Origin of the sequence: Streptomyces monashensis, assembly GCF_001866665.1 — a bacterium.
In the GTDB taxonomy this organism is placed as follows: Bacteria; Actinomycetota; Actinomycetes; order Streptomycetales; family Streptomycetaceae; genus Streptomyces; species Streptomyces monashensis.
On sequence record NZ_MLYO01000035.1, the window covers coordinates 219,445 to 236,166 of the forward strand.

The 16,722-nt window shown below is 70.7% G+C and carries 15 protein-coding genes; 11 read left to right on the forward strand and 4 right to left on the reverse strand.

Annotated features, from left to right (window positions below):
• Positions 1 to 93 precede the first annotated feature (93 nt).
• Positions 94 to 675: a TetR/AcrR family transcriptional regulator gene (locus BIV23_RS22190; protein WP_071382655.1), complete on the forward strand. Its 582-nt coding sequence runs from the start codon at positions 94 to 96 to the stop codon at positions 673 to 675.
• 198 nt (positions 676 to 873) lie between these two features.
• Here the strand turns inward: BIV23_RS22190 and BIV23_RS22195 are convergent, their stop codons facing one another.
• Both BIV23_RS22195 and BIV23_RS22200 read right to left on the reverse strand, forming a co-directional pair.
• Positions 874 to 1,695 (reverse strand): EI24 domain-containing protein, encoded by an 822-nt coding sequence (locus tag BIV23_RS22195; protein WP_071382656.1) that lies wholly within the window; start codon positions 1,693 to 1,695, stop codon positions 874 to 876.
• 36 nt (positions 1,696 to 1,731) lie between these two features.
• The gene (locus BIV23_RS22200) at positions 1,732 to 2,199 is read right to left on the reverse strand and encodes a MarR family winged helix-turn-helix transcriptional regulator (protein ID WP_071382657.1); all 468 of its coding nucleotides are present in this window, start codon (positions 2,197 to 2,199) and stop codon (positions 1,732 to 1,734) included.
• A 118-nt stretch (positions 2,200 to 2,317) separates the two neighbouring features.
• Here BIV23_RS22200 and BIV23_RS22205 point away from each other — a divergent pair, with 118 nt between their 5' ends.
• Together BIV23_RS22205 and BIV23_RS22210 are read left to right on the forward strand one after the other, a co-directional pair.
• Positions 2,318 to 3,346, forward strand: a complete 1,029-nt coding sequence (locus BIV23_RS22205) for an NADP-dependent oxidoreductase (protein ID WP_071382658.1) — start codon at positions 2,318 to 2,320, stop codon at positions 3,344 to 3,346.
• 117 nt (positions 3,347 to 3,463) lie between these two features.
• On the forward strand, positions 3,464 to 3,883 hold the full coding sequence (locus BIV23_RS22210; RefSeq protein ID WP_071382659.1) for an organic hydroperoxide resistance protein: 420 nt from the start codon (positions 3,464 to 3,466) through the stop codon (positions 3,881 to 3,883).
• Positions 3,884 to 3,944: 61 nt separating this feature from the next.
• Here BIV23_RS22210 and BIV23_RS22215 read toward each other — a convergent pair whose 3' ends face one another.
• Both BIV23_RS22215 and BIV23_RS22220 read right to left on the reverse strand, forming a co-directional pair.
• On the reverse strand, positions 3,945 to 5,096 hold the full coding sequence (locus BIV23_RS22215) for a serine hydrolase domain-containing protein (protein ID WP_071382660.1): 1,152 nt from the start codon (positions 5,094 to 5,096) through the stop codon (positions 3,945 to 3,947).
• A 195-nt stretch (positions 5,097 to 5,291) separates the two neighbouring features.
• On the reverse strand, positions 5,292 to 6,389 hold the full coding sequence (locus BIV23_RS22220; protein ID WP_245790597.1) for a hypothetical protein: 1,098 nt from the start codon (positions 6,387 to 6,389) through the stop codon (positions 5,292 to 5,294).
• Positions 6,390 to 6,590: 201 nt separating this feature from the next.
• Here BIV23_RS22220 and BIV23_RS22225 point away from each other — a divergent pair, with 201 nt between their 5' ends.
• The 8 genes from BIV23_RS22225 to BIV23_RS22260 form a co-directional block, all read left to right on the forward strand.
• Entirely contained in the window at positions 6,591 to 7,751 is a 1,161-nt protein-coding gene (locus tag BIV23_RS22225; protein WP_071382661.1) for a mandelate racemase/muconate lactonizing enzyme family protein, read from the forward strand.
• Positions 7,748 to 8,752, forward strand: coding sequence for a zinc-dependent alcohol dehydrogenase (locus tag BIV23_RS22230; RefSeq protein WP_071382662.1), 1,005 nt, complete (start codon positions 7,748 to 7,750; stop codon positions 8,750 to 8,752). Before BIV23_RS22225 ends, BIV23_RS22230 begins: the two co-directional genes overlap by 4 nt.
• 145 nt (positions 8,753 to 8,897) lie before the next feature.
• Entirely contained in the window at positions 8,898 to 9,866 is a 969-nt protein-coding gene (locus BIV23_RS22235; RefSeq protein WP_071382663.1) for a hypothetical protein, read from the forward strand.
• Between the two features lie 47 nt (positions 9,867 to 9,913).
• Positions 9,914 to 11,023 (forward strand): multiple monosaccharide ABC transporter substrate-binding protein, encoded by a 1,110-nt coding sequence (chvE, locus tag BIV23_RS22240; RefSeq protein WP_071382664.1) that lies wholly within the window; start codon positions 9,914 to 9,916, stop codon positions 11,021 to 11,023.
• Between the two features lie 44 nt (positions 11,024 to 11,067).
• Entirely contained in the window at positions 11,068 to 12,645 is a 1,578-nt protein-coding gene (gene mmsA / locus BIV23_RS22245; RefSeq protein WP_071382665.1) for a multiple monosaccharide ABC transporter ATP-binding protein, read from the forward strand.
• The gene (gene mmsB, locus BIV23_RS22250; protein WP_071382666.1) at positions 12,642 to 13,886 is read left to right on the forward strand and encodes a multiple monosaccharide ABC transporter permease; all 1,245 of its coding nucleotides are present in this window, start codon (positions 12,642 to 12,644) and stop codon (positions 13,884 to 13,886) included. Before mmsA ends, mmsB begins: the two co-directional genes overlap by 4 nt.
• A gap of 25 nt (positions 13,887 to 13,911) precedes the next feature.
• Positions 13,912 to 15,084: an aldose epimerase family protein gene (locus BIV23_RS22255; RefSeq protein ID WP_071382667.1), complete on the forward strand. Its 1,173-nt coding sequence runs from the start codon at positions 13,912 to 13,914 to the stop codon at positions 15,082 to 15,084.
• 101 nt (positions 15,085 to 15,185) lie between these two features.
• A partial coding sequence (locus BIV23_RS22260) for a pyridoxal phosphate-dependent aminotransferase (RefSeq protein ID WP_071382668.1) occupies positions 15,186 to 16,722 on the forward strand: 1,537 nt, incomplete at its 3' end.

A 16,722-nucleotide genomic window follows, 5' to 3' on the forward strand; every position in this document is an offset into this window, starting at 1 on the left:
CCCGGTGTGCCTCCCGGTGCCCTCCTCATCCTGCATCCGTTGCCTGTAGAGCGGTAGGTTTCGTTATCCTGCCGTTATTTTGAGCCCGCTCGCATGCCGTACGGTGACGGCATGAACGCGAGGGTCAGGAGCGAGGAGCGGCGCGCGGAGATCGTCGGGGCGGCACTGGAGGTCATCGCCGAGCGCGGTTACCGGGGGGCGAGCGTGGCCGCGGTGGCCGAGCGGGTGGGGCTGACCCAGCAGGGGCTGCTGCACTACTTCCCCACCAAGGACGCTCTGCTGGTGGCGGTGCTCCAGGAGCGGGACCGGTGGGACGCGGTGCCGGACAGCCGGTGGCGGATGGATCTGCTGGCCTCCCTGGTCGAGTACAACGCGATGCGCCCGGCGATCATCCAGACCTTCTCGGCGCTGCTCGGCGAGAGCGTGACGGAGGAACATCCGGCACGGGCGTTCTTCACCGAGCGGTACGCGCGCGTGCGGGCGTCCATGGCGACGGTGCTGCGCGCCGAGTACGGCGACCTCCTGCCGAACGGCCTCACCCCGGAGCGCACCGCGCCGCTGCTGGTCGCCGTGATGGACGGGTTGCAGTTCCAGTGGCTGCTGGACCCGGAGTCGGTGGACATGCCGGGCGCGTTCCGGGACTTCCTGCGGCTGCTGGGCGAGCCTGCGGACTGAGGAACCGGGATGGCCCCCGCCCCGGGAGGCCGGCAGGGCACCGCCGTCGGCCTGTTCGACACGGGCCGGCGCGGGTGACGTTCACCGGTGGCCCTCCCGTGTCCGGGCGACCGCCTGGGCGAGGTCGGCGGGGGAGGCGCGGGGTCGCCGGCGAAGAGCGCACCGCCCGCGAACGCCCGGCCGGCCGCCAGTCGCGGATCAGGAGGTGACGTCCTGCGAGCGCGACCGCCCGTCGGCCGCGGAGCCCCCGGTGCCCTCCGTCCCGTCCTCCTCGGCCTCCTCCCCCAGGAGCTCCCGGGCCAGCAGCGTCGCCCCCGCCACCGCGCCCGGCATCAGGAAGACCGCGACGAAGGGGACCAGGAAGGCCAGGCCGAGCGGGGTGCCGAAGCCCCAGACCAGGGTCTTGCGGGAGCGCAGCAGGGCGAGCCGGGCACGCAGTTCCACGCCACGGCGCTGGAGGGCCACGGCGGCCAGTTCCTCGGTGAGGAAGAAGCCGGTGACGAAGAAGCCGAGCACGGGCACCACGGTCTGGCCGACGAACGGCAGGAGGCCCAGGGCGAAGAGCAGGACGCCCCAGAGCCCGGCCCGCACCAGCACGCGCAGGCTGTCGCGGCCCGAGATCCACAGCTCGCGCCAGAGCGGGAGGTCCGAGCGCGGGGCGGTGCCGTCGGGCGAGACGTCCGCGTCGACCTTCTCCGACAGGCTCTCGTAGAAGGGCTGGCCGACCAGCAGGGACACGGCCGTGAAGGTGAGCACGGCCAGCAGCAGGCCGAGCGCGAACAGGACGGCGGTGAGCAAGCCGCGGAACAGGCCCTGCCAGGGGCTGGACCAGTGGTCCGCGAACGGCGTCGCCCAGGTGACCGCGTCCTCGCCCCACACGGCGAGCGCGACCAGCGCCGCCGCGTACAGGACCAGAGTGATCAGCCCGGGCAGCAGCCCGAAGCCGTACTGCCTGCCGTGCCGGCCGACCCAGCGCTGGCCCTTGAGCAGACAGCCGAAGCCCACCCCGAGATCACGCATGGCCGAAACCCTACCCGCGGGATCCCGCCCCGGGCATCAGTCGCCCAGCATCCGCCGCAGCAGATCGCGCAGCGAGCGGCGCTCGTCCTCGGAGAGGCCGGCGAGGGGTTCGCGGGCGAAGCGCAGGCCCTCGCGCAGGTCCCTGGCCATGCGCAGCCCCTCGTCGGTGGCGGCGGCCAGCTTCACCCGGCGGTCGGCGGGGTCGGGGCGCCGCTCGACCAGCCCCCGGGACTCCAGGCGGTCCACGATCCCGGTCACGTTGGACGGCTCGCACTTCAGCTTCTGCGCGAGTTTGCGCATCGGCAACGGCTCCAGCGAGAGCAGGCTGAGCAGCCGGGCCTGCGGGCCTGTCAGCGTGTGCTCGCCCGCCGCCTTCTCGTAGTCCGCGTAGAAGCGGGCCACGACGTCGCCGATCAGCTCGACGACCTCCAGGGTCAGGGCGTCGGGGCGGCGGGTCCGCGAAGGACCGGACGGGGCAGACGGGGTGGACGACGGAGTGGACATGCGCTCCAGGATACTCCGTTACTTGACATCATGAAATATTCAGGAGCATGGTTGTTTCAGGTACTGAAGTATTTGCAGCAATCAGTAGCCCCGTCAGCCTCCCGAAGAAAGGCCCGTCATGATCAACCGCGAGTGGCACCTGCTCAGCCGTCCCGTCGGCTGGCCGAAGCCCGAGGACTTCGCCCTGGTCGAGACCGAGGTCCCGACTCCGCGCGAGGGCCAGGTACTGGTGCGGAACACGTACCTCTCCGTGGACCCGTACATGCGCGGCCGGATGAGTGCCGCGAAGTCGTACGCCGCCCCGTTCGAGCTGGGCAAGGTCATGCAGGGCGGCGCGGTCGGCGAGGTGATCGAGTCCAAGGCCGAGGGCATCGAGGTCGGCGACCACGTCCTGCACTTCTTCGGCTGGCGCGAGTACGCGGCCGTGGACGCGAAGAACGCCGTCAAGGTGGGCCCGACGGCCGTACCGGCCGTGAAGGTGGAGACGCAGGACGTGCCGCTGTCGGCGTACCTCGGTGTGCTCGGCATGACCGGCCTGACCGCCTACGCGGGCCTGCTGCGCACCGCCTCCTTCAAGGAGGGCGACATCGTCTTCGTCTCCGGCGCCGCGGGTGCCGTGGGCAGCGAGGTCGGCCAGCTCGCCAAGCTGCTCGGCGCCTCGCGCGTGATCGGCTCGGCCGGCTCCGACGGGAAGGTGAAGCTGCTGGTCGAGGAGTACGGCTTCGACGCGGCGTTCAACTACAAGAACGGCCCGGTCGCCGAGCAGCTGCGCGAGGCCGCGCCCGACGGCATCGACGTCTACTTCGACAACGTCGGCGGCGACCACCTGGAGGCGGCCATCGGCTCGCTCCGCGAGGGCGGCCGGATCGCGGTCTGCGGCATGATCTCGGTCTACAACAACACCGAGCCCGCGCCCGGCCCGAAGAACCTCGCCCGGCTGATCCAGACCCGGGGCCGCATCGAGGGCTTCCTGGTCGGCGACCACTACGACCTGCAGCCCGAGTTCGTCCAGAAGGTCGCGCCGTGGGTCGCCTCGGGCGAGCTGAAGTACCGCGAGACGGTCGTCGAGGGCATCGAGAACAACCTGGAGGCGTTCCTCGGGGTCCTGCGCGGCGACAACATCGGCAAGATGATCGTCAAGCTCTGAGGTCCGGCGGACCCCGGCAGCCCTTCCCTGTCGATTTCGGCATGCGGTAACTTCTTTCCGAAATCTGCCGTCGATCGTGGGCGCGAGTCGCGGCGGACCGAGGAGGAAGACAACCGCATGCCCATCACGCAGAACGACGTCCGCTACACCGCCGTCGCCACCGCCGAGAACGGTCGCGACGGCCGGGTCGCGACCGACGACGGCAGGCTCGACGTCGTCGTGAACCCGCCCAAGGAGATGGGCGGCAGCGGGGCCGGGACCAACCCGGAGCAGCTGTTCGCCGCCGGTTACAGCGCCTGCTTCCAGGGCGCGCTGGCCGTGGTCGCCCGGCAGGAGGGCGCCGACGTCTCCGGCTCGACCGTCACCGCGAAGGTCGGCATCGGCAAGAACGACGACGGGTTCGGGATCATCGTGGAGATCTCCGCGAACATCCCGAACGTGTCCGCCGAGGCGGCCCGGGACCTGGTCGAGAAGGCGCACCAGGTGTGCCCGTACTCGAAGGCGACCCGGGGCGACGTCACCGTGACGCTGGTCTGACCACCGTCGTTCTCACGACGGCAGCCGCATCCCTGGACGTGGGGTGCGGCTGCCGTGTCGCTCACCGGGCCAGTGCCGCGCCGTGCACCGCTCTCACGAAGCCCTCGTTCTCCGGGGCCGCGCCGCCCGGGAAGGCCGTCCTGCGCCGCGTGTAGCCGTACGCCAGACCGCTGCGGGGGTCGGCGAAGGCCTGGGAGCCGCCCGCGCCGCTGTGCCCGAAGGTGCCCGCGCCCAGGACCGGGTGCCACATGTCGGCCGTCGCCTGGAAGCCGAGCCCGTACGCCTTGTGGGCGCGGGCCACCAGGTCGTACCCGACGGAGTGGACCTGGCCCACCTCGGCGATCGTGTCCGGCTTCAGCAGCGGCGGGCGGTCCGCCAGCTCGCTGATCGCCGCCGCGTACATCGTCGCGAGCCCGCGCGCGGAGGCGACCCCGCCCGCCGACGCCGGCCCCTTGGCCCGTACGAGGCGGGAGTTGACGTAGTCCTCCAGCGTCCCCGGATCCGGCACGTGCCGGTTGAACGCGATCGCGGCCAGGGTGTGCGGCCCGGCCGGCTGGGCCGCCATGAGCGCCTGCTGCTCCGACGTCGGGAGCATCGGCTGCGCCGTGCGGTAGCGGGGTTCCTCGGACTCGGGCAGGCCCAGGTGGAAGTCCGCGCCGTAGGGGGCGCGCACCCGCTCCTCGTACACCTCCTGGAGCGTGCGCCCCGTGGCCCGGCGCACCACCTCACCGGTGAGCGCGCCGATCACCAGCGCGTGGTAGCCGAAGGCCGTGCCCGGGCGCCAGAACGGCTTCTGGTCGGCGAGCCGTTCGGCGATCGCCCGGTCGTCCGCCAGCTCCTCGGCCGAGAACCCGGCGTCGATCCCGACCAGGCCCGCCCGGTGCGCCAGCAGCTCCCGGAGGGTCACCGCGGCCTTGCCCTCGGCGGCGAACTCCGGCCAGTAGTAGGTCACTTTGCGGTCCAGCTCCAGCGTGCCGTCCTGCACCAGCAGCGCCACCACCAGGTGGGCAGCGCCCTTGGTGGACGAGAACACGCCGTACAGGGAGTCCGCCTCGCCGCCCGCCCACAGGTCGACGACCTGCCTGCCGTGCGCATACGCGCACAACTGGCCCTCGTAGTCGTGCCGTTCCCCGGCGACGAACGCGGCGAACTCCTCGCGTACCGCCTCGAAGCCCTCGGCGACCGTGCCGTGGACGGTGATCTCCTGGCTCATCCGCTCTCCTCACCCTGAGCCGCTCTCGCTGCTCCCCCTCGCACAACGTCCGTTCCCGATCCGGACGTTCCCCAGACCGTTACGGCGCGATGTACCTGTTCGACTCAACCGCCGCGGGGGCCGGTGGGTGTCTGCGATGCCCCGGACGGCGGAGGGCAGGGGTGGTGCGCGGAGGGCGCGGACACGGGCCAGGGCTCAGGTGCACCACCACAGGAACTGCTTGCAGGTGCTGCTCGGCGACGGCCTGGGGGTCGGCCTGGATGTCGTCGGGGGGCTGGTCGGGGTCGCGGTGGGGTGGGCCGTGGGCGCCGGGGCCGTGGGGGTCGGACCGGGGCCCGCCGCCCCGGCAGGTTCCGTGGTGCCGGTGTCCTTGGGCTTGGGCGACGTGGACGGCTTGGCCTTGGGGGACTTGCTCGCGGACGCGTCGGCCGAGGCGTGCGGCGCGGCACCCGTGCCCGGGGCGGCGCCGGAGGTGTCGCTCGCCGAGGCGCCCGGCGTCGCGGGGCCGGCACCGCCGTCCGCCGCGGTGTCCCCGGACGCGGCCGGGCCGCCGCCGGAGAACGGGGCGAAGGGCGCGTCCGTGCCCAGTTCGGCGATGCTGAGTCCGCCGGCCGCTATGACGAACCCCGCGGCGATCAGGATCGTACGGCGACGCCGGCGGCGGTGGACGGCGGCCTTGCGGTCGCGCCGGCTGGCGTCGGAACCGGCGGGGCCCACGGCCGCGGCGCCCCGCCCCTTGCGCCGGTCGGCCCGGCCGCCGGCCGGGGACTCGGCGGGCCCGGACACGGAGTCCCCCTCGGCGCCGGGCTCGGCCTCGGCCTCCGGCTCGTACCCGGGCTCCGGCTCGTACCCGGGCTCCGCCTCCGCCCCGGCGGCCGGATACTCCCGGGCGCCGCCGGACGCGTACCCCTGCGCCCCGCCCTGCACGTACTCCTGCGGCGCGCCCGCATCGCGCGGCCCGGACCCCGGCGCCGACTCCGAGCCACCCCCGGGCACCCGCTCCGCCCCGGCGGCCGGGTACTCCCGCGCCCCGTCCTGCGTGTACTCCTGCGGCGCGCCGTGTCCCTGTGCCGGGATCCGTGCGCCGTACTCCGCGCCCGGGGCGGCGTGCGCACCGGGCACATAGCCGCTCCCGGCCGGAACGTGACCACCGCCGTATCCCGATGCCTCCCCCGCGCGCGCGTACGCGTAGGCGGCCGTCGCTTCCGCGGGTGCGGCATGCGCCGGTGCTCCGCACCCGGGGCAGGCCAGGGCGCCGTTGAGGTGCCGTTGGCACGGGATGCAGTAGTCCATGACGCCGGAAGACTAGATTCCCCATCGGTCACGTTCCTAGGGGTGCCTGTGAAGGTTTCGTGGATCAGCGAGAGAATTCTCGAAAGCCTTGCCGAAACCGTTACCTGTTCGACCCATTGACACTCCCGCCGCCGCATCCTTACTGTCACGCCAGCATTTCGAACGTGTGACGAAATATCGAACAGCTGAGGGGCAACTGCCGTGCGCATCACCGGAATCAGCACGCACGTGGTCGGCACGCCGTGGCGCAACCTGACCTACGTCCAGGTGCACACCGACGAGGGGATCACGGGAGTCGGCGAGACCCGGATGCTCGGTCACACCGACGCGCTGATCGGCTATCTGCGAGAGGCCGAGGCCAATCACATCCTCGGCTCGGATCCGTTCGCGGCCGAGGATCTCGTACGCCGGATGAAGTACGGCGACTTCGGCCGCGCGGGCGAGATCGTCATGTCCGGCATCGCCGTGATCGAGATGGCGTGCTGGGACATCAAGGGCAAGGCGCTCGGTGTCCCCGTCTGGCAGTTGCTCGGCGGCAGGGTGACCGACCGCGTCAAGGCGTACGCCAACGGGTGGTACACGACCGAGCGAACGCCCGAGGCGTACCACAAGGCCGCCCAGGGGGTGATGGAGCGCGGGTACAAGGCACTGAAGATCGACCCGTTCGGCACCGGGCACTTCGAGCTGGACCACCAGCAGAGCCTGTACGCCGTCTCGCTCATCGAGGCCGTGCGGGACGCGATCGGCCCCGACGCCGAACTGATGCTGGAGATGCACGGCCGCTTCTCCCCCGCCACCGCCGTCCGACTGGCGAAGGAGCTGGCCCCCTTCAAGCCGGCCTGGCTGGAGGAGCCGGTGCCGCCGGAGAACCTGAAGGCGCTGGAGAAGGTGGCCGCCAAGGTGGACGTCCCCGTCGCCACCGGTGAGCGGATCCACGACCGCATCGAGTTCCGCGAGCTCTTCGAGAGCCAGGCCGTGGACATCATCCAGCCGGACGTCGGCCACATCGGCGGCATCTGGGAGACCCGCAAGCTCGCCGCCACCGCCGAGACGCACTACATGCTGGTCGCGCCGCACAACGTCGGCGGGCCGGTACTGACCGCCGCCTCTCTCCAAGTCGGCTTCACCGCACCGAACTTCAAGATCCTGGAGCACTTCAACGACTTCGCGGACGCGGAGATCAAGAAGGTGGTCAAGGGGGCGCCGCAGGTCGTGGACGGCTACTTCCACCTCTCCGACGCGCCCGGCCTCGGCGTCGAGCTGGACGTCGACGCCGCCGCCGAGTTCCCCCAGCAGCAGGCCCGGTTCGACCTGTGGGCCGAGGGCTGGGAGCAGCGCCGGCCGAAGGGCGGCCGCAAGTGAGCACCGCCGTCGTCATCGAGGCACCGGGCACGCACCGGCTCGCCCCGCACACGCCCCGCGAGCCCGGTCCCGGCGAGGCGCTGGTCGCCGTGCACGCGGTCGGCATCTGCGGCAGCGACCGCGAGGTGTACCAGGGCAACCGGCCCGAGGGGTACGTCCGTTACCCCCTGACGCCGGGACACGAGTGGTCGGGCACGGTCGAGCAGGTGGGCCCGGGTGTCCCGGCCTCGCTCACCGGCCGCAAGGTCGTCGGCGAGGGCTTTCGCAACTGCCAGGTGTGCGACCGCTGCCACGCGGGCGAGACCACGCTGTGCACCGACGGCTACGAGGAGACCGGCTTCACCCAGCCGGGCGCCATGGCCGCCACGCTCACCCTGCCGGCCCGGCTGCTGCACGCCCTGCCGGACGACGCCGACCTGACGGCGGCGGCGCTGCTCGAACCCGCCGCCTGCATCGCGGCCGCGGCGCTCAAGGCGGGCGCCCGGCCGGGTGAGCGGGTCGCGGTGGTCGGCACGGGGACCCTGGGCATGTTCGCCGTGCAGTTCCTCAGGGCGGTCTCCCCGGCCGAGCTGATGGTGGTCGGTACCCGGCGCGACCGGGAGGCCCTCTCCCGCCGGTTCGGGGCCACCGACTTCCGCACCAGGGACCAGGCACTCGCCGACGACTTCGACGTCGTGATCGAGACCGCCGGATCCGCGTCCGCCGCGCGCACCGCCGCCTCCCTGCTGCGGCGCGGCGGGCGCCTGGTGCTGACCGGGATCCCGGCGCCGGGCGCGGACGGGCTCGACCCGACCGATCTCGTCGTACGGCAGCTGGAGGTGCACACCGTCTTCGGGGCGCCGCCGGACGCCTGGGCGCACACCGTGCGGGTCTTCGGCGCCGGACTGCTGGACCCGCTGCCGCTGGTCACGCACCAGTTGCCGCTGACCGAGTTCTCCCACGCCATCGATCTCGTCGGGTCCGGCGATCCCGCGGTGGGCAAGGTGCTGCTCCGCCCCTAGAGACGTACGCCGGCCCGGGCGTGACCTGACGGCGCCCCGGCCGGCGTACCAGAAAGGCCGGAAACCGGGCCTTTTCACACTCAGAGCCGCGAACCTTGTCCGATATCTCGAACATCGAGAACTCCTCGAACACGAAGGACAGCTTGTGACCGACGCTTCCGCCCCGGCAGCCCGCAGGCCCGGCGAGCAGGTGCTCGCCGCTCTCGGCCTCGGCGCGCCCGCCCTCGACCCCGCCGACGCCTCCGCCCACGGCTTCCCGGGCGGCGGCCGCTGGCGCACCGAGATCCCCTCGTGCGAGGGGCCCGAGGCGCTGGCGGTCGTGCTCAAGGAGGCCTCCCGTCTCGATGTGCCGATCCACCGGATCAGCCAGGGCAGCGGTGTGTGGATGCTCACCGACGCCGAGATCACCGAGATGGTCGAGGCGACCGCCGCACGCGACATCGAACTCTGCCTGTTCACCGGCCCGCGCGGCACCTGGGACATCGGCGGCTCGGTGCGCTCCGACTCGCGGGGGGCCGGACTGCGCGCCCGGGGCCACGACGCCGTGGCCGGCTGCCTCGAAGACGCCGTGCGGGCAACGGAGTTGGGCGTCAAGTGCCTGCTCGTCGCCGACGAGGGCGTGCTGTGGACCCTGCACCGGGCCCGCGAGGCCGGCATCATCCCGGCCGACACCACGCTGAAGGTCTCGGCGCTCATCGGCCCCGTGAACCCGGCGTCGTACGCCGTCTACGAGCGGCTCGGCGCCGACTCCCTCAACGTGCCCAGCGATCTGACGCTGGACCACCTCACCGAGATCCGCCGGGTCTCCGGCGCTCCCATGGACATGTACATCGAGGCCCCCGACGACCTCGGCGGCTATGTGCGGATGTACGAGGTCGCCGAGCTGATCCGGCGCGGCGCACCGCTGTATCTGAAGTTCGGTCTGTCCAAGGCTCCCGGCATCTACCCGTGGGGCACCCATCTGCGGGACGTGACCCTGGACACCGCCCGGGAGCGGGTGCGGCGCGGCCGGCTCGCCCTGGACCTGCTCGCCCGGCACGGCGCGGACGGCGACATGGCGCCGCTCGGCTCCCGGCTGCCCGGCCCGCTCAACCGATTCCCAGTCAACGCCTGATCACCCGTTCAAGAGCTCAACGCCGAGACGACCAAGGACAGATCATCATGCGCAACCGCAGAGCCGCACTCGCCGCCATAGCCGGAGCCGCCTCGCTCGCCCTCACGCTGACCGCCTGCGGGCAGAGCAGCTCCGGCGGCAGCAAGGAGAAGACCGGCGACGTCAAGGGCGCCACGATCGGCATCGCGATGCCGACGAAATCCTCCGAGCGGTGGATCAACGACGGCAACGACATGGTCAAGAACCTCCAGGCCAAGGGCTACAAGACCAAGCTGGTCTACGGCGAGGACGACCCGAGCACCCAGGTCTCGCAGATCGAGAACATGATCACGCAGGGCGTCAAGGGCCTGATCATCGCGGCCATCGACAACAAGTCCCTGAACAACGTGCTGCAGGAGGCCAACCAGGCCAACATCCCGGTCATCGCCTACGACCGGCTGATCCTCGGCACCAAGAACGTCGACTACTACGCCTCGTTCGACAACGAGAAGGTCGGCACCCTCCAGGGCACCTACATCGTCCACAAGCTCGGTCTGGACGCCGGCAAGACGGGCCCGTTCAACATCGAGCTGTTCGCCGGGTCCAACGACGACAACAACACCCAGTACTTCTTCGACGGCGCGATGAAGGTGTTCAAGCCGTACATCGACAAGAAGCAGCTGGTGGTCAAGTCCGGCCAGACCAAGCTCAACCAGGTCACCACCCTGCGCTGGGACGGTGCCACCGCGCAGAAGCGCATGGAGGACATCCTCACCTCCACGTACACGAGCGGCAAGGTCGACGCGGTGCTCTCGCCGTACGACGGCATCTCCATCGGCATCATCGCCGCCCTGAAGTCGGACGGCTACGGTTCCGCGAGCAAGCCGCTGCCGGTCATCACCGGCCAGGACGCCGAGCTCGCCTCCGTGAAGTCGATCATCGCGGGCCAGCAGACCCAGACCGTCTTCAAGGACAGCCGCAAGGAGACGGCGGTCGCGGTGTCCATGGTCGACGACGTCCTGCACGGCAAGAAGCCGCAGGTCAACGACACCACGACCTACACCAACGGCGCCAAGGTCGTCCCCTCCTACCTGCTGCAGCCGGTGAGCGTGGACAAGACCAACTACGAGGACGTCCTGGTCAAGGGCGGCTACTACACCGACTCCCAGCTCAAGTGATCCCGCTCCCCTGCCCGACCCCACACTGATTGGAAGGCACGACCATGGCGGGACCCGTCCTGGAAATGCGCTCGATCGTCAAGACCTTTCCCGGTGTCACAGCGCTGTCGGACGTCACGCTGACCGTCCGCCAGGGCGAGGTCCACGCCATCTGCGGGGAGAACGGCGCCGGCAAGTCGACCCTGATGAAGGTCCTCTCCGGTGTCCATCCGCACGGGAGTTACGAGGGCGAGATCCTCTTCGAGGGGGAGCCCTGCGCCTTCGGCGACATCCGGGCGAGCGAGCAACGCGGCATCGTGATCATCCACCAGGAGCTGGCGCTGTCGCCGTACCTCTCCCTGGCGGAGAACATCTTCCTCGGCAACGAACACGCCAGGGGCGGGTTCATCGACTGGCGTCAGACCCTGCGGCACGCCACCGAGCTGCTGCGCCGGGTCGGTCTCGACGATCACCCCGAGACCCGCGTCACCGACATCGGCGTGGGCAAGCAGCAGCTCGTGGAGATCGCGAAGGCCCTGTCGAAGAAGGTGAAGCTGCTCATCCTGGACGAGCCCACCGCGGCGCTGAACGACGAGGACAGCGGCAAACTCCTCGATCTCATCCTGGAGTTGAAGAACCAGGGCATCACCTCGATCATCATCTCCCACAAACTCAACGAGATCCGCAAGGTCGCCGACTCGGTGACGATCATCCGGGACGGCCGGTCGATCGAGACCCTGGACGTCAGGGACGCGGGCACGACCGAGGACCGGATCATCAGCGGCATGGTGGGCCGCGACCTCGACCACCGCTTCCCCGAGCGCACCCCGCACGAGGCGCAGGAGGGCACGGCCCCGGCGCTGGAGATCCGCAACTGGACCGTCCACCACCCCATCGACCAGCAGCGCAAGGTCGTGGACGACGTGTCGCTGAGCGTCCGCCGGGGCGAGATCGTCGGCATCGCGGGGCTGATGGGCGCCGGCCGCACCGAGCTCGCCATGAGCGTCTTCGGCCGCACCTACGGCCGTTACGCGGGCGGCACGGTCCTCAAGGACGGCGTCGAGATCCGTACGAAGTCCGTCGCCGAGGCGGTGGACCACGGCATCGCGTACGTCACCGAGGACCGCAAGCACTACGGTCTCAACCTCATCGACACCATCAACCGCAACATCTCGCTGACCGCGCTGAAGAAGGTCGCCAGGCGGGGCGTGGTGGACGAGCAGGCGGAGCGGCAGGTCTCCGAGGGCTTCCGGAAGTCCATGAACATCAAGGCGCCGACGGTCTTCGAGCCGGTGGGCAGGCTGTCCGGCGGCAACCAGCAGAAGGTCGTGCTCAGCAAGTGGATCTTCGCCGAGCCCGATGTGCTGATCCTGGACGAACCGACCCGCGGCATCGACGTGGGCGCCAAGTACGAGATCTACACGGTCATCGACCAACTCGCCGCCCAGGGCAAGGCGGTCGTCTTCATCTCCTCCGAGCTGCCGGAGCTGCTCGGCATGTGCGACCGCATCTACACGATGGCCGCCGGGCGGCTGACCGGTGAGGTGCCGCGGGCCGAGGCCACGCAGGAAGTGCTGATGCGCCAGATGACGAAAGACAAGGCGCCCACGGACAACGCAAAGGACGAAGAGGTAACGCGATGAGCACGGACGTCACCGACAAGACCCCGGCGGCCGCGCCGCCGGGCAAGGGCGGATCGGCCGCCGGCGAGGGTCTGTTGCAGCTGGTGCTGGGCGGCCTGCGCCGCAACATGCGCCAGTACGGCATGCTGATCGCGCTCGGTCTGATCGTCGTCCTCTTCCAGATCTGGACCGGCGGCGACCTGCTGCTGCCGCGCAACGTCTCCAACCTGGTGCTGCAGAACAGCTACATCCTGATCCTCGCGATCGGCATGATGCTGGTGATCATCGCCGGGCACATCGACCTGTCGGTCGGCTCGATCACGGCGTTCGTGGGCGCGTTCGCGGCCGTGCTGACCGTGCAGCACCACATGGCGTGGCCCGTCGCCCTCGTGCTGTGCCTGCTGGTGGGCGCGGTGGCGGGCTCCGTACAGGGCTTCCTGATCGCGTATTTCGGCATACCGTCGTTCATCGTCACGCTCGCCGGAATGCTGCTCTTCCGCGGTCTCACCGAGATCCTCCTCAAGGGGCAGACCCTCGGCCCGTTCCCCAACGGGCTGCAGAAGATCGGCAACGGCTTCCTGCCCGAGGTCGGCCCGAACACCAACTACCACAACCTCACCCTGCTCCTCGGCATCGTCCTGATCGCCGCCGTGGTGTGGCAGGAGGTGCGCGACCGGCGCCGCCAGCAGGAGTTCTCGCTCGACGTCGTACCGCGCAACCTCTTCCTGCTCAAGCTCGTCGCGCTGGTCGCCGCGGTCCTCGCCCTGACGATGCTGCTCGCCAGCTACGACGGCGCCCCGATCGTGCTGATCATCCTCGGCGTCCTGGTGGGCGGCTACGGCTACGTCATGCGCAACTCGGTCTTCGGCCGCCACATCTACGCCATCGGCGGTAACCTGCCGGCGGCCAAGCTGTCGGGCGTGAAGGACCGGCGCATCACCTTCCAGGTGTTCCTGAACATGGGCGTGCTCGCGGCCCTGGCGGGTCTGGTGGTCGCCGCCCGTCTGAACGCGGCCTCGCCGAAGGCGGGCGACGGCTTCGAACTGGAGGCCATCGCCTCCTCGTTCATCGGCGGCGCCTCCATGAGCGGCGGTGTCGGCACCGTCCTCGGCGCCATCATCGGCGGTCTCGTCCTCGGTGTGCTGAACAACGGCATGAACCTCCTCAGCGTCGGCACCGACTGGCAGCAGGTCATCAAGGGTCTGGCCCTGTTGGCGGCGGTCGGGTTCGACGTGTGGAACAAGCGCAAGTCCGGTTCGTGAGGGTCCAGACAAGGGAGCCGTACCCATGGAACTGAACAGACGCACGGTCATCGCGGGCGCCGCGGCGGCGGGCATCGCCGCCACCGCCCTCGGCACGACGACATCAGCCGCTGCCGCGGCGGGCGCCCAGGGCGCATCCGGAAGGAAGCCGGTGAAGGAGCACTTCGGCACGCTGGCCGACGGCACGAAGGTGTACCGCTGGTCGCTGGAGAACGGCGGCACGCGGCTGAAGGTCCTCTCCTACGGCGGCATCATCCAGTCGCTGGAGATCCCGGACCGCCACGGCCGGTACGCGAACGTCTCGCTCGGCTACGACAACCTCGACGCCTACGTGAAGGGCACCACCTTCTTCGGCGCCACCATCGGCCGCTACGGCAACCGCATCGCCAAGGGGCGGTTCACGCTCGACGGCAAGAAGTACCAGCTGTCCGTGAACGACGGCGTGAACAGCCTGCACGGCGGCGCCAAGGGCTTCAACACCAAGGTGTGGGACATCGAGCCGTTCACCGACGGCTCCGACGTCGGCCTGCACCTGCACTACACGAGCGTCGACGGCGAGATGGGCTACCCCGGCACGCTGCGGACGAAGGTCACCTTCACCCTCACCCGGCACGGCGACTGGCGCATCGACTACGAGGCCACCACCGACAGGCCGACGGTCGTGAACCTCACCAACCACACGTACTACAACCTCGCGGGCGAGGGCAGCGGCAGCATCTACGACCACGAGCTCTGGCTCGGCGCGGGCCGGTTCACCCCGACCGACTCGGGGCTGATCCCGACCGGCGAGCTGGCGAAGGTCAAGGGCACCCCCTTCGACTTCACCCGCCCCAAGCCGATCGGCCGGGACATCCGCACCGGCCATCCGCAGCTGGTCACCGCCAAGGGCTACGACCACAACTTCGTGCTCGACAAGGGCGTCACCGCCCGGCCCGAGCACGTGGTGACCCTGCGCGACCCCGGCTCCGGCCGCACCCTGAAGATATTCACCGACCAGCCCGGTGTGCAGTTCTACTCGGGCAACTTCCTCGACGGCACGCTCGTCGGCCCGTCCGGGCACACCTACCGGCAGGGCGACGGACTGGCCCTGGAGACCCAGCACTTCCCGGACTCCCCGAACGAGCCGACGTTCCCGTCCACGGTGCTGCGTCCCGGCCGGACCTACCGGACGACGACCATCCACAGGTTCTCCGCGTGAACCGGCTCACACGGCCGGTGAGTTGAACGCCACAGCCGTCCCTTCCGTACTCATGGGCGGCCCGTGCTCCCCCGCACGGGCCGCCTTGAACGGAGGTCCTCTTGGCCGGCAACGTCACCTCGCTGTTCCGCGGCACCGCCGCGCACAGCCCGTCGATGGCGGCGCTGACACGGGAGGGCGGCGACGGGACGGGGCCGGTGGACTTCTGCGTGCCGTGCAACCCGTACTTCCCCACTCCGGCCATGTTCGACGAGCTGTCGGCCCGGTTGCGCGAGATCGTGACGTACTACCCGAGCGGCGCCGACACCGTCACGGGGGAGCTGTGCGGACTGCTCCAGCTGCCGCCGCAGTGCGTGGCGATGGGCAACGGCTCGACGGAACTGATCACCTGGATCGACCACCTCCTGGTCCGTGAGTCCCTGGCGGTCCCGGTCCCCACCTTCGGCCGCTGGACCGACCAGCCGATGGAGACCGGCAAGCGGGTCGACATGTTCCCGCTCCAGGAAGCGGCCGGTTTCGCCCTGGACCTCGCGCAGTACGCGGAGTTCATCCGCGCCCGGGGCACCCGGGTCGCCGTGATCTGCAACCCGAACAACCCCGACGGCGGCTACACCCGCAAGCAGTCCCTGGTGCAGTTCCTGGACGCCATGGCCGACCTCGACCTGATCGTGGTCGACGAGTCCTTCCTGGAGTTCGCGGACGCCGAGACCGAACCGAGCGTCGTCCAGGAGGCCATGCTCCGTCACAACGTGATCGTCCTGCGCAGCCTCGGCAAGAACTTCGGTCTGCACGGCATCCGCTTCGGCTACCTGGTGGCGAACCCGGCGCTCGCGGGCAGGATCCGCTCGATGCTCCCGAAGTGGAACCTCAACTCCCTCGCCGAACACCTGGTGTTCATGCTGCGCGACCACGGTGCGGAGTACGCGCAGAGCCTGGCCCAGGTCCGCCGGGACCGCCTCGAAATGGCCAGCCACCTCTCCGCGCTGCCCGGCCTGACCGTCTTCCCCTCCCAGGGCAACTTCCTGTTCGTCCGGCTGCCCCTGGGCGCCGTGGGCACGGTGGTCCGGGACCGGATGCTCGACGAGCACCGGATCCTGGTCCGCGAGTGCGGCAACAAGATCGGATCCTCCAGCCGCTTCCTGAGACTCGTGGTGCGCCCCCAGGTCGACGTGCGTCGCCTGGTGTCCGGCCTGGAACAGGTGCTCTACGGGACCAGGAGGGGAGCCGCCGTACCCGAGCTGGGCGCAGGGACCAGCTACAGCTCGGGTACGGCGGCCGTCGACCGGCTGATGAGTGAGACCAACGGAGGCGGCGTGCCCGGCCTTGCCGCGCAGGCCCAGGCCATGGCCGCCGCTCCCGCTCCGGCCGCCGGCACCGGCATGCCGCTCCCCGCCGCCGTACCCCCGCCCGGCGCCGGGATGCCGATGCCGGCGGCGCCCCAGCCGCTCCCCGCGCCGCCTCCCGCGGCCCAGCCGGCTCCGGTACCGGCGGCGCAGCCCGCCCCCGCCCAGCAGCCGATGGTCCCCGCGCAGCAGCCGATGGTGCCCGTGCAGCAGCCGGTGGCCCCGGCACCGCTCCCCTCGCCCGTGCCGCCGCAGGTACCGGTCCCCGCGCCCTTCCCGGCCCCCACCCCCATGC